The following is a 21,303-nucleotide window of genomic DNA, read 5'->3' on the forward strand; positions in this document are numbered from 1 at the left end:
CTGTGGGAGCGAGGCTTGCCCGCGATGCATGAGACGCATCTGGAAGACATACCGCGTCCTCGTTTATCGCGAGCAAGCTCTGCTCCCACATAAAAACCGTGTGAGGCGACCTTATGCTTTCCTATATCTTGCGGCGCATTCTGCTGGCGACGCCTATTCTGCTGGGCGTTGCGCTGGTGTGTTTCATGCTCGTGCAAATGGCGCCCGGCGATCCGCTGGTGTCGGTGATGCCGCCGGACGCTTCCGAAGCGTTGCGTACGCAGTTGATCCAGGCCTATGGATTCGACAAACCGCTGCCGGTGCAGTTTGGCCTGTGGCTGTGGCATGCAGTCCATGGTGATCTGGGCATGTCGATCGCCAGTGGCCGCCCGGTGACCGCTGAAGTGCTCGGCGCAGTGGGGTATTCCCTGCGGCTCGCGCTGCTGGCGACCCTGATCGGTTTTGTCCTTGGTAGCCTGTTCGGCTTCGTCGGCGGTTATTTTCAGGACAGCTGGCTGGACCGTGTGGCGTCGGCCATTTCTGCGGTGGGCGTCAGCGTGCCGCACTACTGGCTCGGCATGCTGATGGTGATCATCTTCTCATCACAGTTGGGCTGGCTGCCCGCGACCGGTGGCGGGCCTCTGGGCCAGGCCGCATGGGCGTGGGACTGGGCGCATCTGCAATTCATGATCCTGCCAGCCTTCACCTTGTCGGTCATCCCGACAGGCATCATCGCTCGAACCGTGCGGGCTCAGGTCGCTGAGACGCTGGCTCAGGAGTTCATCATTGGCCTGCGTGCCAAGGGCCTGAGTGAATGGGGGCTGTTCCGCCATGTAGTGAAAAACGCTGCGCCCACAGCAATGGCGGTCATGGGTTTGCAGATTGGCTACCTGATGGGCGGATCGATTCTGGTCGAGACCGTATTCGCCTGGCCCGGCACCGGTTTGCTGCTCAATTCGGCGATTTTCCAGCGTGACCTGCCGTTGCTGCAGGGCACGATCTGGGTACTGGCGCTGTTTTTCGTGGCACTCAATCTGCTGGTGGACATCCTGCAGACGTTGCTCGATCCACGTATCAAAAGGGGCTGAGCATGAACCTGTCGATATTACGACCGGCTGCATCGGTCATTGCCCCCGTAGAAAGCTCGCCGGGTTACTGGAGCGAAGTGTTCGGCCGCGTGCGCCGGGATCCTGTGGCGTTGTTCGTTGGCACGATCATCTTCGTATTACTGCTGTTGGCGGTGTTCGGCCCCTGGATCGTACCGGGTGATGCGTTCACCACTTCGATGTTCAAACGCCTCAAGCCTATTGGTACCGAGGGGTTCCCGCTGGGCACTGACGAACTGGGCCGGGACTTGCTCTCGCGCTTGATGCTGGGCGCCCGTTTGTCGCTGTTCATGGGCATCACGCCAGTGGTCTTTGCGTTTTTCATCGGTGGCGCAATTGGCGTGATTGCCGGTTACTTCGGCGGCTGGCTGAACAGCCTGATCATGCGCACGGTGGATGTATTTTACGCGTTTCCTTCGGTGCTGCTCGCCATTGCCTTTTCCGGCGCGCTGGGTGCCGGGGTCAACAACGCTTTGTTATCCCTGACGCTGGTGTTCGTGCCGCAGGTGGCACGGATCGCTGAAAGCGTCACCACTCAGGTGCGCAACCGGGACTACATCGAAGCCGCGCGGGCATCGGGGGCGGGTTCGTTCACGATTATTCGTACTCAGGTACTGGGCAACGTCCTGGGACCGATTTTCGTGTTCACCACCGGGCTGATTTCAGTCTCGATGATCCTCGCGTCAGGCCTGTCCTTTCTGGGTCTCGGGGTGACGCCGCCGGAGCCGGAGTGGGGCTTGATGCTCAATACACTGCGTACGGCCATTTACACCCAGCCGCTGGTTTCGGCATTGCCGGGAGCGATGATTTTCATCACTTCGATTTCTTTCAACGTGCTCGCCGATCGTTTACGGGCGGCCATGGCAATCAGGAGCTGACGATGACCAAGCGCGATATTGGCGGTCCAGCGCAGCCACTGCTGAAAGTGGAAAAACTGGTCAAGCATTTTCCGGTCAAGGGGGCGCTGGGCAAACGCAGCGTGGTCCGGGCGGTGGATGGCATCAACTTCGTTGTTCATAAAGGCGAGACGCTCGGCGTTGTCGGTGAGTCGGGCTGCGGTAAATCGACTACGGCGCGACTGTTGATGCAGTTGATTGAGCACGACAGCGGCGAACTGGTTTTTGATGCCATGACCGTTGGTGGTCATCAACTGCCATTACGCGATTATCGCCGTCAGGTGCAGATGGTCTTTCAGGACAGCTATTCGTCACTGAACCCGCGGCTGACCATGGAGCAGTCCGTGGCGTTCGGGCCTTCGGTTCATGGGGTCAGTCAAAAGGATTCATTACTCCGCGCCCGGGATTTATTGGGTCGAGTAGGGTTGGAGCCAACCCGTTTTGCCGGTCGATATGCCCACGAACTTTCCGGCGGGCAGCGCCAGCGGGTGAACATCGCCCGCGCGCTGGCGGTCGATCCACGGCTGGTGATTCTCGACGAAGCGGTCTCGGCGCTGGATAAGTCAGTAGAGGCTCAGGTGCTGAACCTGCTACTGGATCTCAAGGACAGCCTGCAACTGACGTATGTGTTCATCAGCCATGACTTGCACGTGGTGCGTTACCTGTCCGACCGGATCATGGTCATGTATCTGGGCGAGATCGTTGAAATAGGCCCTGCGGAGGCGTTGTTCTCCGACGCGCAGCACCCGTGCACACAGGCGCTGCTGACCTCGATGCCGTCTATGGATCCGGCGCATCGCACGCTGATTTCGCCGCTTTCCGGTGACCCGCCCAGCCCGATCAATCCTCCCTCCGGCTGCCGGTTCCACACTCGCTGCCCTCATGCAGAGGCGATTTGTGGGCAGACCGCACCGTTGCTGACCGAGACCGGCGCGGGGCATCAGGCGGCGTGCCTGATGGTTCAGCCCGGGGCAGGGCACAGCCGCAGCCCTTCTGCGCAACTGATTCACAGAGGAGCACTGGCATGAGCGAACAACCCATGGTTGCCGTGCGTGACCTCAACGTCCGTTTCAAGCGAGGCGGGCAAACCTTATCGGCGGTCAACGGCGTCAGCCTGCAAGTGGCTCGCGGTGAAGTGCTGGCGCTGATCGGCGAGTCCGGCTCCGGCAAGAGCGTGACCTTGCGCGCACTGATGCGCCTGCATTCGGAGCGGTCTACCACCATTGAAGGGCAAATCGATATCGCCGGGCAGGATTTGATGAAGCTGTCCCGCAGTCAGTTGCAAGCGATGCGTGGCCCTGTCACTTCGATGATTTTTCAAGAGCCATTGCTCGCGCTGGACCCCGTTTACACCATCGGCCAGCAAATCGTCGAAGCGTTGCGCCGGCACCGCTCCATGTCCAAAACTGAAGCCCGGGCGGCGGCTCTGGAGGCGCTGCGCAGTGTGCGCATTCCAAGCCCTGAACAGCGCCTGGATGCTTATCCGCACGAGATGTCCGGCGGTATGCGCCAGCGGGCAATGATCGCCCTGGCGTTAGCGTGCAAGCCGCAGATTTTGCTTGCAGACGAACCGACTACCGCCCTGGACGCGACGGTGCAGATTCAGATTCTGATCCTGCTGCGCGAGCTACAGCAGGCCCTTGGCTTGTCGATCATCTTCGTCACCCACGACATTGGCGCGGCGGTGGAAGTGGCTGACCGGGTTGCAGTGATGTACGGCGGGCGTATCGTCGAACAAGCGCCACTGACCGAATTGCTTGAGAACCCGCAGCACCCCTACACCCGGGTGCTGCTTGGCACACGACCCAAGGACGGGCTACGCAAAGGCGAGCGTCTGGTGAGTATTCCCGGTGCGCCGCCGGACCTGGCCAACCTGCCGGCGGGTTGCGCGTTTGCACCGCGTTGCCCGCGAGCGAGCGATGTCTGTCGCAGCGAAGTCCCGCCCATCGAAGAACTTCTTGCCGAGCACACCGTGAGTTGCCATCACTGGAGTCAGGCCCCCGTTCATTCTGTTTGTGAGTCCATGACATGACCGATTCTGCGTTCGCCTTGATGCCCTATCCCTACGTTGACGTGCCGCGTGCGGCCAGTGGTCCATTGGCCGGTTACACGTTTGCCGCCAAGGATCTGTTTGATGTGGCGGGCTACCCCACTGGCGGTGGCAATCCCCATGTATTGGCGATGTCCGGCATCAAGACTGCGACCGCGCCCACCATCCAGCGTTTGCTGGACGCGGGTGCTGAACTGGTGGGCAAGGCGCACACCAATGAAATGGCGTTCTCGATGAGTGGCAAAAACGCCCATTATGGTACGCCACGTAACGGCGCTGCCCACGACCGCATACCCGGTGGTTCGTCTTCAGGCTCGGCATCGGCGGTCTCCAATGGTTTGTGCGATTTCGCCATGGGCAGTGACACTGGGGGGTCGGTCCGTACTCCGGCCAGCTACTGCGGGCTATACGGTTTACGTCCTAGCCATGGCCGCGTATCGCTGGCAAAGACCCAGGCACTGTGCGAAAGCATGGACACCGCAGGGTATTTCGCCCGTGAGGCCAAGGTGTTCGGGCTGGTAGGCGAATGCCTGTTGGGCGAGGACCCGGCACCGCTGCCGGAGGCACCACAACTGATGATCAGCGAGGCGCTTTTCAGTCTTTTGCCCGCAGCGTCTCTCGATGCGCTGGCACCCGCCATTGCGCAAATTAGCGCCTGCTGCGGGCCGCTGGAAACACTCGAAGGTGAACTGCCCTCGCTAGACGACGCTTATTGGGCGTTTCGCTACATTCAAGGCCGAGAAGCCTGGCAGGCTCAGGGCGAATTGATCGAGCGCGAAGGTTTAGCGTTGGGGCCTGATGTCGCTGCACGTTTCGCCTGGTCAAAAGCCGTTACTGACGAGCAATACAACGAGGCCTGCGCCTTGCGCGAACGCTTTGCCTCGACGTGGAAAGCGTTGCTGGGAGATCGTGTGCTGGTCATGCCGACCGTTCCTGACATCGCACCATTACTCATTGCCAAAGATGACGAAATCGAAGAAACCCGACGCATTTCCCATCAATTGCTGGCGATTTCCGTGTTGTGCAAAACCCCGCAACTGACCATGCCGCTGGTCACGAAAGACGGTGTACCACTGGGCATCTCGCTGATGGGGCCAGCAGGCAGTGATTTAAGCCTGGTGAAGCTGGCGGTGAAGATCGCCGGAGCTCACCACACCGGCGTCTAGTCAGCACTGGACCAGTAGGCGCTGCCGAAGGCTGCGATAGCGGTGTATCGGGATAATTGTTTCGCAGCGTTCGGCAGCACCTACAGAGCGTGTGCTTGCAAATCAGAAAGTCAGTGCCCAAAAGATTGGAGAATCACCATGACCACCCCGTTCACCTCGACAACATTGCTTACCTCCAATGCACCGCTGATCAATAGCGAGCGTCTCTGGCAATCATTGATGGATCTGGCCCGGATCGGTGCCACGGCCAAAGGCGGTGTTTGTCGTCTTGCGTTGACTGACCTTGATCGACAGGCGCGTGACCTGTTCGTCAAATGGTGCGAAGAAGCGGGTTGCGCGGTCAGTGTGGACGCCATCGGTAACATCTTTGCCCGTCGTCCAGGTCGTAACCCCGGGCGCGCACCTGTGATGACCGGAAGCCATATCGATACTCAGCCCACCGGCGGCAAGTTTGACGGTTGCTTTGGGGTTATGGCCGGACTGGAGGTGATTCGCACCCTTAACGATCTCGGGCTGGAAACCGAGGCGCCAGTGGAAGTGGTGGTGTGGACCAACGAGGAGGGCTCGCGCTTTCCACCCTGCATGATGGGTTCCGGGGTGTTTGCGGGCCAACTGGATCTCGCAGACACGCTGCTCAAGCGAGACGAGCAAGGTCTGGTTGTGGGCGAAGAGCTGCAGCGTATTGGTTACGCAGGCAGCAGGGCGGTGCTGGGGCATCCGGTGGGTGCGTACTTCGAAGCGCACATCGAGCAGGGACCCATTCTCGAAGATCAACGCAAAACGATTGGCGTGGTCATGGGTTGCCTTGGGCAGAAGTGGTTTGACCTGACGCTCACTGGCGTCGAAGCGCATGCCGGGCCTACCCCGATGTCCTTGCGCAAGGACGCTCTGGTGGGGGCTGCGCAGGTCGTGAGTGCGGTCAATCGCATCGCCTTGCAAAGCCAGCCCCACGCCTGTGGCACCGTGGGTTGCCTTAATATCCATCCGGGGTCGCGTAACGTGATTCCTGGCGAAGTGAAGATGACCATCGACTTCCGCCACCTTCAGGCCGACAAACTGCAAGCCATGGTCGATGAGCTGGAGCAGGTCATCGAGAGCACTTGCTCGCAACACGGCCTGACCTGGCAACTGACGCCGACCGCAGACTTCCCGCCGCTGGACTTCGACGACCTGTGTGTCGATGCTGTACGCCAAGGGGCGGCGCAGCTGGGACTGAGCCATATGGACATTGTCAGCGGCGCAGGGCACGACGCGATTTTCATCGCCGAGTTGGGCCCGGCGGGCATGATCTTCGTGCCTTGCGAAGGCGGCATCAGTCATAACGAAATTGAAAATGCGACTCCGGAAGATCTCGCGGCGGGTTGCGCGGTATTGCTGCGAGCAATGGTAAGTGCCGCTGAATAATATTCCGGGTTTCCATCGGTCAAGGACATTGCTGGAGTTTGATGAGCCGGCAATGTCTCTTTATTTCATTGCAGTGACTTATAAACAAACGAATATATCTGTTCGCGATAATCGCTATAACGATAACTTCAAATGAGGGTGTTCAATCAGTTCAAACGCGAGGTCACGAAGATCAGGCGTAACGTCGCCAATGCAATGGCTTCGGCCTCGCCCTTGATATTTTCGATCTGGGTGTGCCTGCTACCCGCTTTACCTGGTTCACTGCTGGCGTCGGCCAGCCGACTGATTTGATACAAGTCAGTGGTGATACCGTGCAGGTTGGCCTGCAGACGTTCAATCAGGCTGTCCATGCGCTCAGTGCCGTTCATGTCATCGTGCACAGACAAATTCGCCGACAGTTCGTTGACTCCCAACTCCCCGTTAACGACGGGCAAACGAAGGCCGGTCACTACATAAGCTACATCGATACCGCCTTTGGCGATTCGGGACAGATAATCGGCTCTGGGATATCGCAAGCCGTTTTCGTAATTGCCTTGCGCATTGGTTTCAACACCGCCAATTGAGCCCAGCGCGCTTTGTGACAGTTTGAGGCGCAGGCGTTCTTCTTTCAGACGTTGACCGATGTGAGTCATGGCGGTTTTCCGAGCAGTTATTCATCAGGATTGCCACGCCTGAGGGCGGCAACTTGTCAGGGGTGAATATGACTCATCAGGATTCACAGCAAAGATAATGAAATCAACCAGATATGAAAGCCCGGTGCTTCTGTGCCACGAAAAGAGTGTTAACAATACAGCTAAATGAAACTCAAGGGGATCCAGGCGCGTTAATTAGTTGGGCGATAGTTTCAATCAGATGTGTTAACGATAAGTAAGCATTGCAATGAATGCCATAAGCAGCGGCCCACTGAGGGGCCGCGAAGGGAGTTCAACGTGTCAAAGGCACCGTGTACTGGTCTGTGCCGACCAGGCGGTTGCCGTTTTGGCGATAGTGTCCGCCAGCCGCGAAACCGCTCGCTGGTGAGCAATCACCAGATTCTCCATGCCTTCGCCCGCAGGCTCACGGATAACGCTGCTGCAGGTCAGGCTTTGGCGTTTGGCGTCGTTGTTGCGCAAGCCCAGGGTCCATACCACGTCGATCAATGCGTATTGACTCAGCACTGATTCAAAACGGCGTACATCGGTGCGCACGGATAGCACCGGTTGAGCGGCATCCTTGGGCAGCCCGGCCATGTCTCGGCCGCCGAAGCGACGCTCCAGTTGGCCGGTCAACGCATCATGAAACTCGTCACCGAGTGGCGACCCCCAGCGCTCGGCGTCCAGAATCGCCAGGCTGCCGTTGCCCTGACGTACCACCAACGGGGGTTGATCGACTTGTACGGCCATCAACACCGGTAGCATCTCGAACTGGAACGTTGCAGGGCTGGCAACCGGGTGCGGGTTGGAGCCCATTGGCGCAATCAGCGTGTAGTAATGGGTCGGTGTCGAGGAACAGGCACTGATGCCCAGCGCGGCAACCAATGCCATGAATGTCAGGCGCAGACTCATTGTTGTGGCTCCAGGTCGATGGCACGAGAGGATGAGGGGGCTTTGTAGGAACCAGGCGCGGCGTCGCCGGTGCGGCCACGAAGCAGCGCTTCAGGGTGACGGCTGAGGAAGTCGGTCAGTACCCGGACTGAACGGGCGGTGCGTTGTACCTCATCCATGGCCTGGCCCAGTTGCTGACGGGCCGGGGAGTCTTCAGCCAGGCTGTCGTTGGCAGTGCCGAGGGTTTTCTGCGCCTGTTTCAAGGTGCCACGCATCTCAGGCAAGACCGTACCATTAACGGTTTTGAGGGTTTTCTGAAGCTCGCTCAAACTGCCGTTGAGGTTGTTCGCCAGATCATCGAGCGGCAGTTTCCCGAGTTTCTCGACAAAGGCCTGCAGTTGCTCCTGCAACTTGTCAAAGCTACCCGGTACCGTAGGGATTTCCAGCGGGCGTGCTTTAGGGTCGAACACGACTTTTGGTGCCTTGGGATCAAAATCCATCGCGACGTACAACTGGCCGGTCAGCAGGTTACCGGTGCGGATCTGGGCGCGCAGGCCGCGGGAAACGAATGCGCCGAGGATGCGCGCAGATTGCTGATCAAGGTCGCCGCTGCCGCCCAGTTGCTGGAGCTTCTCTTCCGCTGCGCCGAGGCGTTTTGGATAGATAACCGCGCCAACAATACCCGGGAAGGACTGAGAGGCAGGGTCGTAGTCCAGGTCCACAGACACCACGCGGCCAATGTTCACCCCGAGGAAATCAACCGGTGCGTTGACTACCAGACCGCGCAGGGATTGTTGAAAGCGCATGCGGATATAGCGCGGCTCACCGTCCGGCGGAGCGAGTGCTGCGGTCTGATCGTCAAAAATCCGGAACTCGGCATTCTCTTCCGCAGGCTTGGCATCGGGACTCCAGTTCGGTTCACGGAAGGCGATCCCTCCGGATAGGATCGAGGCCATGGATTGAGTATCAATCTTCAGGCCCGAAGCCCCGACGGTCACATCCACGCCACTGGCGTTCCAGAAGCGGGTGTCGGTAGAGATGTATTGATCATTGGGCGAGTTGATGAAGATCTGGATGTCGACGCCTTTGCCATCTTTGGACAGTTCGTAGGACACCACCTGACCGACCTGGATGCGTCGGTAGTAAACAGGGGAGCCGATATCCAGAGACCCCAGATCATCTGTATGCAGCTTGAAACGCTTGCCTCTGTCGCCAAAGGTGACCGGAGGCGGTGTTTCAAGGCCGTCGAATTCGGATTTGGTTTTTTCCGAACTGCCAGCGTCTGCCCCAATGAACGCTCCGGACAGCAAGGTATCGACACCCGTGATGCCTTGCGCACCAATACGTGGTCGGACTACCCAGAAGTGGGTGTCTTCACGGGTGAACGGACCCGCATTGTTGTTCAGCTCAATGGTGGCCAGCACGTGCGTGCGGTCTTCGCTCAGCGCGATGTTAGTCACTACCCCGATGACCACGTTCTTGTACTTGACCTGTGTCTTGTTGGCTTCCAGCCCCTCCGCCGTCTGAAAGCTGACGGTAATTTTCGGGCCAATGGACATCCAGTCGTGAACGGCCATGGAGAGGCCGATCAGGGCCGCGACGATCGGCACCAGCCAGACGAGCGAAACACGCACGCGCCGCCGTTTGATGTCCGGGCTGCGTGGAGCCGATGAAGAAGGGGGGAGGGTATTGTCAGACATCTTCAACCTCTGCGTCCCAGATAAGCCGGGGATCGAAACTCATGGCAGCGAACATCGTCATCACCACTACAAGACCAAAAAACAGAATGCCGATTCTCGGCTCGATAGTGCTGAGCTCATGAAACTGCACAAGGGCGGCAACCAGTGCCACCACTAACACATCGAGCATCGACCAATAGCCGATCAGTTCGATGAATCGATACAACTTTGCCCGCTCACGCATGGCCCAGGTACTGCGCCGCTGACAGGTGACAAGCAGCAGCCCCAGAACCACGAACTTGATGCTGGGCACCACGACACTGGCGATGAAAATCAACAGGGCGATGTCCCAGGAACCACTTTTGAAGAATTCAATGACCCCACTCATGATGGTGTTCTGGCTGCTGTTGCCAAACATCGTGGTGTACATCACCGGCAGGGTGTTGGCCGGTATATAGAAAATCAGTCCGGCAATCAGAAAGGCCCAGGTGCGGACAATGCTGTTGGGTTTACGGGCATGCACGGGGGATTCGCAACGTGGGCATTCATGCGTGTCTTCGGGGCACGCATAGCCGCAGATATGACACAGTACAAGGCCGTGTTCGTGGGCAAAGGGTATACCGTTCAAGAAGGCTGCACTCCTGATTCGGTCCAGAGGCGGCGGGTGTGTTTGCCGGCAATCAGGATGATCAGCACCATTAACATCGCCATCGCCCACAGGCCGACACCTGCATGCACATCGAGCATGCCCGAGAGTTTCACGATGGCCACCAGGATGCCCAGCATGCACACCTCAAGCATGCTCCACGGACGCAGGTGTTCCAGCGCACGCATACACATTTTAAAGCCTGGAGCTATTCGGCCTTTCTGGGCATGTAACAGCACCCAGAACAACAGGATGATCTGCAGCATTGGCGCAAAAATGATCGACAGCCCGGCGACCAGCGCGATCAGCGTGATGCGTCCCTGAGCAAGCGCTTCGACTGAAGACCAGAGCGTGACCTCATTGCTCAAGCCTTTCATGCTGATGCTGATGACCGGGAAGACATTGGCAAATACAAACAGCACCGCAGCGGCGATGGTCAGCGCCAGCAATTGCTCAAGGCTCAGGCGATGAGCGCGCCCGAGTACGGCACCGCATCGCGCGCAGGAAGCCGTTTCGCCTTTTTGCAAAGGCACAGCCTCGTACAACGAGTCGCAATGTTCGCAGATAATTAAATTAGCAGGGGGGGTGGTATCAGGCAAAGTGGTGTTCATCTACGCCGTGGGCCGGGGAGGATAACGCAAGAGACAGAAAGGCGAGAAGATACTTCTAGGCATCTGTATAGCTCCATTATCAGCCCGTCCCGAAAAGGTCAGCAGTATCGGTATGAGAGATGGACCGCGGGCGTTGTCTGACGTTCACATGTCACTAAGCCATTATTTAGTACGAGGCGTTACTCGACTGGCGTGCGTGGCATGAGTCGGTGAGCAAGACTGCGCTGACAGAGAACCTGAGCTCAGATCACCGCGATCTGTGGGTATGAAGGAGGCTGGTGTCGCTGAAACTCCGCTGCCAGATACTCGTCGGCCGCGCTCGCACTCAACGGTCTGGCGAAGAAGTAGCCTTGCAGCAGGTGACAGCCCAGCGTGCGCAGTTGTTCGATTTGCACCTCGGTCTCAACCCCTTCGGCGACGATTTCCAGTCCAAGGTTTATCGCCAGCCCAATGGCCGTGGCGCAAATTTCCAGATCCTTGCCTCCGTTGCCAATATCGCGCACGAAACTGCGGTCAAGCTTGAACGCATGGACGGGCAGGACTCTCAGGTAGCCCAGTGAAGAATAGCCGGTGCCGAAGTCATCAATCGACAGCCTGACGCCTAACCGACGCAGGGCGCTAAGGCGCTCTATGGAGCGCTCCGGATCCTGCATGAGCACTGACTCGGTAATTTCCAGCTCCAGGCTGTCACCCTTGAGGTCAAAACGCTGCAGCGCCTGGGTGACGGTTTCTTCAAGGTCGGTGGCCAGTAATTGCTGCACCGACAGATTCACGGCCACTTTAAGGTGAGTAAAGCCCATGGCGTGCCAGCGAGCGAGCTGTTCGCAGGCGGTTTCTATGACCCATGCGCCCATGTCGGCGATGATACCCATGGACTCCGCGACTTTAATGAAACGGTCTGGCATGACCAGCCCATATACGGGGTGCTGCCAGCGGATGAGCGCTTCAAGACAGACTGTCTCTCCGCTGGATGCCAGCACTTGCGGTTGATAGCACAGGAAGAACTGACGCTGGTCCAGGGCCTGACCAAGCGCCGCTTCAAATTCGACCTGCTCTTGAATGTTTTCTTTCAGCGCAGGGTGATAGACCCGCAGATTGCCAGGACCAAAACTCTTGGCTTCATGCAGCGCCAGTTCAGCCGCGCCGAGGATGTCCTCGGGTTGGCAAGCATCATCAGGAAATACTGCCACACCGGCACTTGAGGTCACTTTCAACGGGCTGCCAGCGACATCGAACGATGATGCCAGGGCCTTGGACAATTTCTCTTGCAAGCGTATGACGCCTTGTTCGCTCTTTATTCCGCTGGCGCCCACCAACAGCTGACCGGTACCCACCCGGGCAATCAGATCGCTGTCACGCGTCGTGAGCTGCAGGCGTTGCGCGATCTCTATCAGTAGCTGGTCGCCTGCTTTGTGGCCTCGGGTGCCATTGATAATCCCGAGTTGATCAAGCTCCAGCAGAAATACCACCAGCCGGGTCTGACTCTGTCTGTTGATTGCTATCAGACTCTGCAGCCTGACCAATGCACCTGCGCGATTTGGCAGTGCCGTCAGAGCATCGTTGTGAAGCGCGTGTTCAAAGCGTTGGTTGGCGATCCGGTGACTGTTGATTTCCTGCTCAAGGGCTTTATTGATCAGTGCCTTCTCTCGCCTGCTCCTGGAGACATTTGTCTTGATCATCACGGAAAACCAGACGGCCAGGAACAAGAAGGCAAACGCGCCCAGGTAGGGCAGTTTGACGATCCCTGCGTCGGCCAGACTGGTGCACAGCGTCGCGCTGAACAACAGGGTAATAGTCGTCCAGATCACGATGTTGGAGAGTTTCCCCGCCTGCTTTCTTATGCCCAGTGCAAAGGCTGTAACCCAGATCAGCATGCCGTAGGAGAACACGCGCATAACGTGATAAACGACCGATGGCTCTCCGGACAGAATGTATAACTGTTCGCCCCACGCGAATGTGCTCGGACTGTCCGAGTCCAGTTGAGCAAAACGGTAGCCCAATGGCGCAGCCGCGTTATAGATGATTGCGGCAAGTGCGGCTCCGGCCGTTAGGTAACAGGCTCTATAAGCATTCCGTCTGTTTTGCAGCGCGGCTATCAGGTAACTGCTCAGCGGTATCAGCAGCAACGCAAAAAAGTTGACCCATTTATGAGCAGAAATGGCGGCTTCAAGTGTCTGGGCCGAGTATTGAAGGGCACTTGATACCTGAAACAGGGTAAACACCAGACAGATTGCCGAAAACATCCAGCAGGCTCGCGTGTAGCCGCTGCTGCGGGCCAGCAACGCAGCATTGAACGCGCCCATGATCAATATTCCCGTGGAGATGAAATACAGAGCCAGGATGGGTGCGATCATTTATTCCTCTGAGTGGGATCGGCGCACCAGCAACTGCAAAGTCGGAATGAAGGGTTGCTGAATGGGATCCAGTGCAATGATAGCATCAAATGGCCAGCATTTTGTCTCCTTATCTCTACAGGAATTAGCGAGACTTGGGACGACGCCGACAGGTGACCTGTCTGACTGACTTCAAGATTGACCCGTCCTGAGGAATTACCGAGGTTACGCGGCCAGCGAATGCGGTTTGTCTGACATCCCCTCATCGCCGGCCTCGTACCATTTCCACGCTTTCAGCGTCCCAGCTTCCCGGGTTTGGCATGGGTTTGCAGGTAGCTCAGCAACGTTTTAGCTTCAGGTGGAATGTTGTGCTCATCGAACGAGATGCAGATGGCGTTGGTTTCGTCTTCAATCGTGATTTCGTACTGCTTCTGGTCTCGCGCACGATCAGACATGAAGTTGCCGGACTGTTTAAGGCCGCTATCTTCTACCAGGCGCCTCACTTGCTCGGCCTCTGGCTGTTCCAGGTCGGCCGTATTCACCTCGCAGCTTTTGATGGCTCCGATGAAACCCCCTGACTGTACATAGCAGACACGCATGATGGTGCTCCTTCGAGTCAAACGTTAATGCCAACTTTTTTCCACGCCGCCTTGACGGCTTTTCTCGCCGCACTGCCGTATTGTTTGCCGCCCGCCACCTGAACGCTGATCCTGGCGCAGTCTATGAACTGGCTGTTGCTGTGCAGTTGCAGCAGCGTTTCATACCAGATCCGGCCTGCCGTTTCCCACGCGTTGCCGCCAAGCGCCTTGGCGGTCAGCACGAACGCCCGATTAGCGATGCCCGAATTAATGTGTACGCCGCCATTGTCCTTGGGGCCGGTATACAGGCCCGACATGGTCGCAGGTTGGGGGTCGTCGCCAAGTTCGGGATCGTTTACATACGCCGTTCCGGGGTTTTCCATGTCACGTATGCCGCGGCGAGTGGGCGCCGGGACCAGCAGTTCCTTGCCGATGACCCAACTTGAATCTGCGGCAGTGGTGCCTTCTTTCCATTGCCGAACCAGAATGCCGAACACGTCGGCAAAATGTTCGTTGAGTGCGCCGGACTGCCCCTGATAATTCAGGTTGCTGGTGAAAGACTGTACGCCATGGGTCAACTCGTGGCCGATGACTTCCAGACTGCCGGTAAACCGCTTGAACACTTCACCGTCTCCATCGCCATAAGCCATTTGCTGTCCATTCCAGAAGGCATTGTTCATGGGTACGAAATCCCCCTGAAAATCCACCTCCGCAACGTGAACCGTAGAGATCAGCGTCATGCCATTGTCGTCCAGCGAGTTGCGACCAAACAGTTCGTCGTAGAAGTCATAGACATCGCCAGAGCCATTGAAAGCCTCGTCCAGCGCAGCATCGTCGGTATCCGCCTGGCCTTCTGAGCGCGCCAGGGTGCCGGGCAGGGTGTTCGTGCCTTTGGCGTCGTAAACCAACCGGTTTTTTCTACCCTCGGGCGATTTGCTCGCCAGTAATGCGGGCATCGCTTGTGCCGAAGTGCGAAAGGCGACGAAGGCTGAACTGCTGGCCAGGTTGGTGATTGCCAGCGCCCTGACCCGGGCGTGAGATGACTGGGCGAGATGTTCGAGAATGTAAGGCGGGATAATGCAATGCAGCGGATTTCGATGGCACATGTGGAGCCTCCCTGGGCGTACTTGGAAAACCGTTTCAGGTTCTTTTTTAGGCAGCACAGTGCCCCGCGATGTTCCGACCCTTTGCCTGAGAGTTTATTTAACAACGATCAGGCTGTGGTGATGTCGGATGAGTTCACCCATTCAATGGACAGTTGCCAAATGAATATGCCGCACAGAACGTTTTCGGACGTTTATCGCGAGCAGGTGATCGAAATTCAGGTGAAACACGCGCCTGGGATCAAAGAAGTGGTTGAGTTTGTGGCACATGTCAAGGTGACAATGCCGGGCCGTACACCTGTTCCAATCGTTAGAATTTGTAACTGGGGTTACCTGTCAGTTGATGAGGCACGCCACGCGGGGGTGGCCGTAGGCCGGGATTTGGTCAATTCCTTGATGACAGAGGGCGACGAAGTGTCGCCAGCCCGAATAGACCGTAGTCGTTGATAGCAATGCTAAACTTGCGCCCACTTTTGAAAGGAGCAAGCAGACGTGCGCAATTTGGCAATGATGATGGCGGTGCTGGCACTGGCTGGCTGTGATGTCGACAAATCGACTCCACCGCCTCCCAAGGTGCAGGCAGCAACAACTGTCCAGGCCCCGCAAGCGGCTCCACAGTGGGAAATCCAGATCAACGCCAATGAGGCGCTCAGTGATATCAGTGCCTGGTTGCTCGAACGCAGCTATCCGCCTTATCTGGTCACGATTGATGGCAAGCAGCAATTGCTGATCGGGCCTTATCAAAGCCCGGAACAGGCTGAGCAGACGCGTACTGAATTGCTGGCGAAGATAGCCAAATCTCACCGTAAGGCCGCTCCCGTCGTCATTCAGCGGGTACCTTGATCACCGTCTGACAGCCTCAGGCACGAATGCAGAGAGACACTTGCTCGTTGCTGTGCCACCCTCGGTTCACGCGTTTCGAATCATTCGATGCGTGAACCCCGGGAAGCGCTGTTATGGACGAAATTCAACGATTGGGCGAGTTGCTGAGCGCCAATCAACGCAATGAAGAACATAAGCACCAGCAATTCCATACTGGCCTTGCCCAGTGGCAGGCGAGCATCCTCACGCTCTACGAGCAGGTTGAAATCTGGCTCAAGCCACTGACTGACAGTGGACAGATCAATGTGACGTACGAGCCGCACCTTGCGCAGAGCAAGGGCTACCCCGATGAAAATTCCCCATTCAGCACGCAGCGTCTGACGCTCACGATTGCCGGGCGGCAGGTTGCTTTGATACCTGAGGCGATGGGCCCGAAAGGGCAGGTGTCGATAGCGGCTACGGGGCTGAGTCTGCATGCTCAGGAACAGGTATCACTGACCTGCGTGGATGCGACGCAAGGCGTGCAGTGGATGGAGGAGAAAAGAATCGGCGTGAAAGAATCGGAGCCGGTGCCATTTACGGCGGATCATTTTGCCAGGCAGCTACAACTGTTGGTGCCGGGAAGTTCGGTTTAAAAACAGTCAGTGCAACTGAAGCTTCCACGGCAGGCCGTGGTGTTCTTAACGCGAGCAGGCTCTGCTCCTGCAAGCCAAGGTCCTAACCCGCTATCCGGTCGCCCTTTGGAGGCGACCCGGATAGCGCTCTGGCTTGCCCGCGATGGATCAAAAGATTTTCAGGTTTAGTCGCGACGACCCAGCAACAAACCCACCACCAGGCCAAAGCCTGCGGAAATGGCCACTGTCTGCCATGGATGACCGCCAATGTAGGTTTCAGTCGCTTCGACCACTGGCTTGGTGCGTTCGCGCACGCTAGCAACAGAATCCGCTGCCTGTTTCAGTTTCAGGCCAAGCTGTGCGCGCAGGGTTTCTGCGTCTTCACCGACCAGCGCGGCGCTGTCTTTGAGCAGCTTGTCGGACTCTTCGATCAGGGCCTGCAGTTCGCTGAAAGCCTGGTCCTTGATCTGTTCTGCAGTGTTTTGAGCGGCAGTTTTACGAGCCATGATGTTTTCCTTTCGTTGATGATGGCAGTGAGCAATGGAGTCCTGCGTCTCGCGAAAAGTTGCAGTTATCTGTAAGACGAAAGAAATTTTGCTGGTGGAATTTGCCGGAAACCGACTCTCACGGGTGTAAGATGCTTCCGGTTTTTAGTCACAGGTGACCGTTATGAGTTTCAATCTGGCCAACCGGCCACTCCCAGAACGCGCAGCGCTCGAAGACGAGAAATCCCGCCTCTTCGATCTATGGCAAAGCAATCTGGGCAAGGCCAAAGGCGATGCCGCGCGGATATTTGGCGAACGATCCAAGCGCAAAGGCAAGTGGTCCGAATGGGTTCGTGCGGAGCTTGATGCGATGAGCCCGCCTGAATACGCCAATATGGTACGCAGCGAAGTCAATCGTCTGATGGCAGCCAACAAGTAACTGCTTTTTCCCGGGTGCGCTCCGCAGGTCCAGGTTTACCAACTACCGTCGATGGGCTGCGGCAGGTTCAAGACGCCACTGTCCTTGAAGCGCATGGTGCCGAACAGCCCTCCGGCCAGCTTGCCGCGCAAGGTGTAGGGCAGATTATCGAGACTTTGGCTTTGCGTCAGGCCCACGGTCTGGCGCAGCGCTGCAAAGGCCGAAACGCTGACAGGGACGACCAGAACGGCCTCCGAAAATCGTCCTATGGTGCCCTGTTGGTCGCTGACACCTGAAGCCAGTAATTTGCCATTCACGTCCAGGTCCAGCGCCACGCCGTTGTACTCGATGGCGTTCTCGTTAGGGTTCTGCAGTCGCAATTTTACCGCGAGCCTGACTTCAAGGCCCTGACCCGGTAACGGCTCAATACCGACCACATTGATATTCAGCGGGCCACGATTGGGCAACAGCGCGCAGGCATTCAGGGTCAACAGCAGCAGGCTGATCAGCAGGGTACGAATCGGGCGTAAGGGCATTCGGTGTTTTCCTGGGGTCGTGACAGGGCTGCGCTTTCCGTTCAGACCTCACTCGTGCGTAGAGATTCGTTTTCATCCTGCTCTGGCTTATGCTGCGGGACCTGCCTGTTGCCGAGTCGCAGATGCCCAGACACCAGAAACCAGCGCTACCGCTTGCAAATGCGATCGTCAAGGACACCATTTCCATTGAATTGGTCCGTGAGGCACTGCTGGAAAGCCGTTTGCCCAAGGATGAGCAGCAGGCGCTGCTGGCGCAGGCGGGTATCGCGCCTGATGTTATGGGCGAGAGCAGGGCAAGGGTACCGGTCAGCGCATACGCGGCGCTGTGGCGCAGCCTCGAACGGTGCACTGACGATTTGTTCTTTGGCATGGACCCAAGGCCATTACGCAAGGGCAGCCTTGAGTTTCTCTGTCGCTCTTCCATGGCGCAGCCGACACTTGCCGAGGGCCTTGAGTCCGGCCTGGCGTTTCTCGGGCTGATGCTTGAGCGCTTTGGTGCCCGTTTGATTCGCCAGCAGAGCGTGGCAGAAATTGTTATTGATCATCCGCAAGGCGCGGTTTCCAGGGCGTTCGCAGACTTCACGTTCTGGATGATTGTGCATGGCGTTGCCTGCTGGTTATGTGGGCGACGCGTGCCGATTCTGGGCATTGAGTTGCGATGTGTGCAGCCGGATTACATCGAGGATTACAAGGTGATGTTCTCGGAAAATCTGCGCTTCCAGCGTCCGCGGTCGAGAATGATCTTTGCTGCTGATTGCCTCGATCTGCCTATAAGACGCAGTACTGCCGAACTCGACGCTTTCCTTGGCACAGTCCCCGCCAACCTGTTGGTCAGGTACCGGGATTCACAAAGTCTGGCCAGTCGTATCCGCCAACATTTGCGCAGTTTGCCTGCGGAGCAGTGGCCGAACAGTGCCGAGCTCGCGAAGGGGCTGTTCATGTCCGGTTCGACACTGCGTCGGCGTCTGGCCGAAGAGGCGCAAAGCTACCAGGCGCTCAAGGACTCCGTGCGCAAGGACCTGGCAATCGGCTGGCTGGCCGATGAGCAACTCGACTTCACTACCATCGCCAGCCGTCTTGGCTTTGCCGACGCCAGTTCGTTTCACAAAGCCTTTCGAAAATGGTCAGGGACCAACCCGGGTCATTATCGGGACGTGGTACTGGGCCGTATTGGCCAAACCGGTCATCCACACTGAGCACTTTGGCCATTGCCTGAAACAGGCAGCAGCGCGACTATTTCGGTACAAAAACAACACACCGAATAGAGGTCACTCATGGATATTCGCGACAAGGTATTCCTCGTCAGCGGCGGGGCTTCGGGGTTAGGCGCCGCCACTGCGCGCATGCTGATCGGCGCAGGGGCCAAAGTTGTGCTTGCCGACCTCAATGCCGATGCATTGGCCGTGCAGGTCGATCAGCTTGGGCCGAACGCCCGGGCAACTGTCACCGATGTTTGCGAAGAGGGTTCGGCTCAGTCTGCGGTAGACGCCAGTGTTGAGGCGTTCGGCGCGCTCCATGGTCTGGTCAACTGTGCCGGTATCGTCGGTGCGCAAAAAATCATCGGCAAAGATAGGCCGCACCCTCTGCCCGATTTTCGGCGGGTGATCGACGTCAACCTCATCGGCAGTTTCAATCTTCTTCGACTCGCCAGTGCAGCTATCTCCGCCGTCACTGCAGATGAAAGCGGCGAGCGGGGCGTGATCATTAATACCGCTTCAGTGGCTGCATACGACGGTCAGATTGGCCAGACGGCCTATGCCGCTTCAAAAGGCGCCATTGTCAGCATGACCCTGCCCGCTGCGAGAGAGCTGGCCCGCTTTGGGATCCGGGTCATGACCATTGCCCCCGGTATTTTCGAAACGCCAATGATGGCGGGCATGACACCTCAAGTGCGCGAGTCGTTGGCCGCGGGTGTGCCTTTCCCACCGCGTCTGGGCAAACCGGACGAATACGCCGCGCTGGTTCGGCACATCATTGAAAATCCGATGCTTAATGGCGAAGTGATCCGTCTGGACGGAGCGTTGAGGATGGCAGCCAGATGAGCATGCGCACTGCGCCATGCCGCGTAGTGCCGGTACTGCGTAGTGCCGGTGTTGCCAGGTAGGTATTCCAGTCAAATCGCAGCCTGCTCAATGAGGAACTGAACATGCCGTCAGTAAATCCAGGTTTGAATGATGATCCCGTCGTAATAGTCAGCGCCGCGCGTACCCCTATGGGTGGCTTTCAAGGCGACTTGCAGAGCCTGACTGCGCCACAGTTGGGGGCGGCGGCGATCCGTGCAGTCGTAGAGCGCGCAGGCGTCCCGCCCCAGGATGTCGAGCAGGTGTTATTCGGTTGTGTGCTGTCAGCAGGGCTGGGACAGGCACCCGCTCGGCAGGCCGCACTGGGTGCCGGGCTTGCCACGTCGACGCGATGCACGACGCTGAACAAAATGTGTGGATCGGGTATGCAGGCAGCGATTCTGGCCCATGACCAGTTGCTGGCTGGTAGCGCCCGAGTAATGGTAGCGGGTGGCATGGAGAGTATGTCCAACGCGCCTTATCTGCTGGACCGGGCTCGCGCGGGCTATCGAATGGGCCATGGTCGAGTGCTCGACCATATGTTTCTCGACGGTCTGGAAGATGCCTATGAGCCGGGGCGACTGATGGGCACCTATGCCGAGCAGTGCGCAGAAAGCCAAAATTTCAGCCGCGAGGTCCAGGATGCCTTTGCAGTCGCTTCATTGAACCGTGCACAGGAAGCGATCGAAAGAGGCTGGTTCGCGGACGAAATAGTCCCGCTGCAGGTCGTATCAGGGAAAGAGCAACGCCTGGTTAGCCAGGATGAGCAACCCCCCAAGGCACGGCTGGATAAAATCCCCACACTCAAACCGGCCTTTCGCAAGGACGGTACTGTTACTGCGGCCAACTCCAGTTCGATCTCGGATGGCGCCGCGGCACTGCTGCTGATGCAGCGTTCAGAAGCAGCACGACGAGGATTGAAGCCTTTGGCAATTATTCAGGGGCATGCGGCTTTTGCCGATGAGCCTGGGTTGTTTCCCGTCGCACCCATCGGGGCAATTCGTGCGTTGATGGAGCGTACAGGGTGGGCGTTGGAGGAGGTTGATCTATTCGAAATCAACGAGGCGTTCGCCGTCGTGACGCTGGCTGCGATGAGCCAACTGAACTTGCCCCACAACAAGGTCAACATCCATGGCGGTGCATGCGCACTCGGGCACCCGATAGGCGCTTCGGGTGCCCGCATTCTGGTCACTCTGCTAGGCGCATTACGACGCAATGGGCTGCGCCGTGGCGTTGCAGCCATTTGTATAGGTGGTGGAGAGGCTACGGCAATGGCGCTGGAAATAATCTAGTA

Annotated in this window: 23 protein-coding genes; 13 read left to right on the forward strand and 10 right to left on the reverse strand. The window is 57.8% G+C overall.

The window, feature by feature from the left end; genetic code table 11:
* Window positions 1-113 precede the first annotated feature (113 nt).
* The 6 genes from ACYASS_RS12080 (at window position 114) to ACYASS_RS12105 (ending at window position 6,601) form a co-directional block, all read left to right on the forward strand.
* Complete coding sequence (locus ACYASS_RS12080) at window positions 114-1,067, forward strand: ABC transporter permease (RefSeq protein ID WP_463586282.1); 954 nt, start codon at window positions 114-116, stop codon at window positions 1,065-1,067.
* Window positions 1,068-1,069: 2 nt separating this feature from the next.
* Window positions 1,070-1,963 (forward strand): ABC transporter permease, encoded by an 894-nt coding sequence (locus ACYASS_RS12085; protein WP_463586283.1) that lies wholly within the window; start codon window positions 1,070-1,072, stop codon window positions 1,961-1,963.
* A 2-nt stretch (window positions 1,964-1,965) separates the two neighbouring features.
* Window positions 1,966-3,009: an ABC transporter ATP-binding protein gene (locus tag ACYASS_RS12090; RefSeq protein ID WP_463586284.1), complete on the forward strand. Its 1,044-nt coding sequence runs from the start codon at window positions 1,966-1,968 to the stop codon at window positions 3,007-3,009.
* A complete protein-coding gene (locus ACYASS_RS12095; protein WP_463586285.1) occupies window positions 3,006-4,013 on the forward strand; it encodes an ABC transporter ATP-binding protein in 1,008 nt (335 codons plus the stop codon). Before ACYASS_RS12090 ends, ACYASS_RS12095 begins: the two co-directional genes overlap by 4 nt.
* Entirely contained in the window at window positions 4,010-5,197 is a 1,188-nt protein-coding gene (locus ACYASS_RS12100) for an amidase (protein ID WP_463586286.1), read from the forward strand. The genes ACYASS_RS12095 and ACYASS_RS12100 overlap by 4 nt, the downstream gene beginning before the upstream one ends.
* A 138-nt stretch (window positions 5,198-5,335) precedes the next feature.
* Window positions 5,336-6,601, forward strand: a complete 1,266-nt coding sequence (locus ACYASS_RS12105) for a Zn-dependent hydrolase (protein ID WP_463586287.1) — start codon at window positions 5,336-5,338, stop codon at window positions 6,599-6,601.
* Window positions 6,602-6,747: 146 nt separating this feature from the next.
* On the opposite strand, the gene ACYASS_RS12110 is transcribed toward ACYASS_RS12105, so the two are convergent.
* From ACYASS_RS12110 to ACYASS_RS12145, 8 genes are all read right to left on the reverse strand, one after another.
* Window positions 6,748-7,233 (reverse strand): helix-turn-helix domain-containing protein, encoded by a 486-nt coding sequence (locus ACYASS_RS12110; RefSeq protein ID WP_463586288.1) that lies wholly within the window; start codon window positions 7,231-7,233, stop codon window positions 6,748-6,750.
* Window positions 7,234-7,533: 300 nt separating this feature from the next.
* Window positions 7,534-8,145 (reverse strand): PqiC family protein, encoded by a 612-nt coding sequence (locus ACYASS_RS12115; RefSeq protein ID WP_463586289.1) that lies wholly within the window; start codon window positions 8,143-8,145, stop codon window positions 7,534-7,536.
* Complete coding sequence (locus ACYASS_RS12120) at window positions 8,142-9,824, reverse strand: PqiB family protein (RefSeq protein ID WP_463586290.1); 1,683 nt, start codon at window positions 9,822-9,824, stop codon at window positions 8,142-8,144. The genes ACYASS_RS12115 and ACYASS_RS12120 overlap by 4 nt, the downstream gene beginning before the upstream one ends.
* Window positions 9,817-10,431: a paraquat-inducible protein A gene (locus tag ACYASS_RS12125; RefSeq protein ID WP_243248792.1), complete on the reverse strand. Its 615-nt coding sequence runs from the start codon at window positions 10,429-10,431 to the stop codon at window positions 9,817-9,819. Before ACYASS_RS12125 ends, ACYASS_RS12120 begins: the two co-directional genes overlap by 8 nt.
* Window positions 10,428-11,060 (reverse strand): paraquat-inducible protein A, encoded by a 633-nt coding sequence (locus ACYASS_RS12130; RefSeq protein WP_463586291.1) that lies wholly within the window; start codon window positions 11,058-11,060, stop codon window positions 10,428-10,430. The genes ACYASS_RS12125 and ACYASS_RS12130 overlap by 4 nt, the downstream gene beginning before the upstream one ends.
* Before the next feature lie 242 nt (window positions 11,061-11,302).
* The gene (locus tag ACYASS_RS12135; protein WP_463586292.1) at window positions 11,303-13,414 is read right to left on the reverse strand and encodes a putative bifunctional diguanylate cyclase/phosphodiesterase; all 2,112 of its coding nucleotides are present in this window, start codon (window positions 13,412-13,414) and stop codon (window positions 11,303-11,305) included.
* 272 nt (window positions 13,415-13,686) lie between these two features.
* Entirely contained in the window at window positions 13,687-13,992 is a 306-nt protein-coding gene (locus tag ACYASS_RS12140; protein WP_463586293.1) for a protealysin inhibitor emfourin, read from the reverse strand.
* A 17-nt stretch (window positions 13,993-14,009) separates the two neighbouring features.
* Complete coding sequence (locus ACYASS_RS12145) at window positions 14,010-15,077, reverse strand: M4 family metallopeptidase (RefSeq protein WP_463586294.1); 1,068 nt, start codon at window positions 15,075-15,077, stop codon at window positions 14,010-14,012.
* Window positions 15,078-15,236: 159 nt separating this feature from the next.
* On the opposite strand from ACYASS_RS12145, the gene ACYASS_RS12150 reads away from it, so the two are divergent.
* From ACYASS_RS12150 to ACYASS_RS12160, 3 genes are all read left to right on the forward strand, one after another.
* Complete coding sequence (locus ACYASS_RS12150) at window positions 15,237-15,521, forward strand: hypothetical protein (protein ID WP_243248783.1); 285 nt, start codon at window positions 15,237-15,239, stop codon at window positions 15,519-15,521.
* 45 nt (window positions 15,522-15,566) lie between these two features.
* Window positions 15,567-15,917, forward strand: a complete 351-nt coding sequence (locus ACYASS_RS12155; protein ID WP_463586295.1) for a hypothetical protein — start codon at window positions 15,567-15,569, stop codon at window positions 15,915-15,917.
* Window positions 15,918-16,030: 113 nt separating this feature from the next.
* The gene (locus tag ACYASS_RS12160; protein WP_463586296.1) at window positions 16,031-16,531 is read left to right on the forward strand and encodes a hypothetical protein; all 501 of its coding nucleotides are present in this window, start codon (window positions 16,031-16,033) and stop codon (window positions 16,529-16,531) included.
* A 164-nt stretch (window positions 16,532-16,695) separates the two neighbouring features.
* On the opposite strand, the gene ACYASS_RS12165 is transcribed toward ACYASS_RS12160, so the two are convergent.
* Window positions 16,696-17,016: an ElaB/YgaM/YqjD family protein gene (locus tag ACYASS_RS12165; protein WP_122664479.1), complete on the reverse strand. Its 321-nt coding sequence runs from the start codon at window positions 17,014-17,016 to the stop codon at window positions 16,696-16,698.
* 163 nt (window positions 17,017-17,179) lie between these two features.
* Between ACYASS_RS12165 and ACYASS_RS12170 the strand changes: the two genes are divergently transcribed.
* A complete protein-coding gene (locus ACYASS_RS12170) occupies window positions 17,180-17,434 on the forward strand; it encodes a hypothetical protein (protein WP_243248777.1) in 255 nt (84 codons plus the stop codon).
* Between the two features lie 35 nt (window positions 17,435-17,469).
* Here ACYASS_RS12170 and ACYASS_RS12175 read toward each other — a convergent pair whose 3' ends face one another.
* Window positions 17,470-17,949 (reverse strand): LEA/WHy family protein, encoded by a 480-nt coding sequence (locus ACYASS_RS12175; protein WP_463586297.1) that lies wholly within the window; start codon window positions 17,947-17,949, stop codon window positions 17,470-17,472.
* Window positions 17,950-18,071: 122 nt separating this feature from the next.
* Between ACYASS_RS12175 and ACYASS_RS12180 the strand changes: the two genes are divergently transcribed.
* From ACYASS_RS12180 to ACYASS_RS12190, 3 genes are all read left to right on the forward strand, one after another.
* Entirely contained in the window at window positions 18,072-19,145 is a 1,074-nt protein-coding gene (locus ACYASS_RS12180) for an AraC family transcriptional regulator (RefSeq protein WP_463586298.1), read from the forward strand.
* A gap of 78 nt (window positions 19,146-19,223) precedes the next feature.
* Window positions 19,224-19,991 (forward strand): 3-hydroxyacyl-CoA dehydrogenase, encoded by a 768-nt coding sequence (locus ACYASS_RS12185; protein WP_463586299.1) that lies wholly within the window; start codon window positions 19,224-19,226, stop codon window positions 19,989-19,991.
* A gap of 104 nt (window positions 19,992-20,095) precedes the next feature.
* Entirely contained in the window at window positions 20,096-21,301 is a 1,206-nt protein-coding gene (locus tag ACYASS_RS12190) for an acetyl-CoA C-acyltransferase (protein ID WP_463586300.1), read from the forward strand.
* Window positions 21,302-21,303: the final 2 nt, after the last annotated feature.

It is taken from the genome of Pseudomonas sp. HP_14 (genome assembly GCF_055283875.1).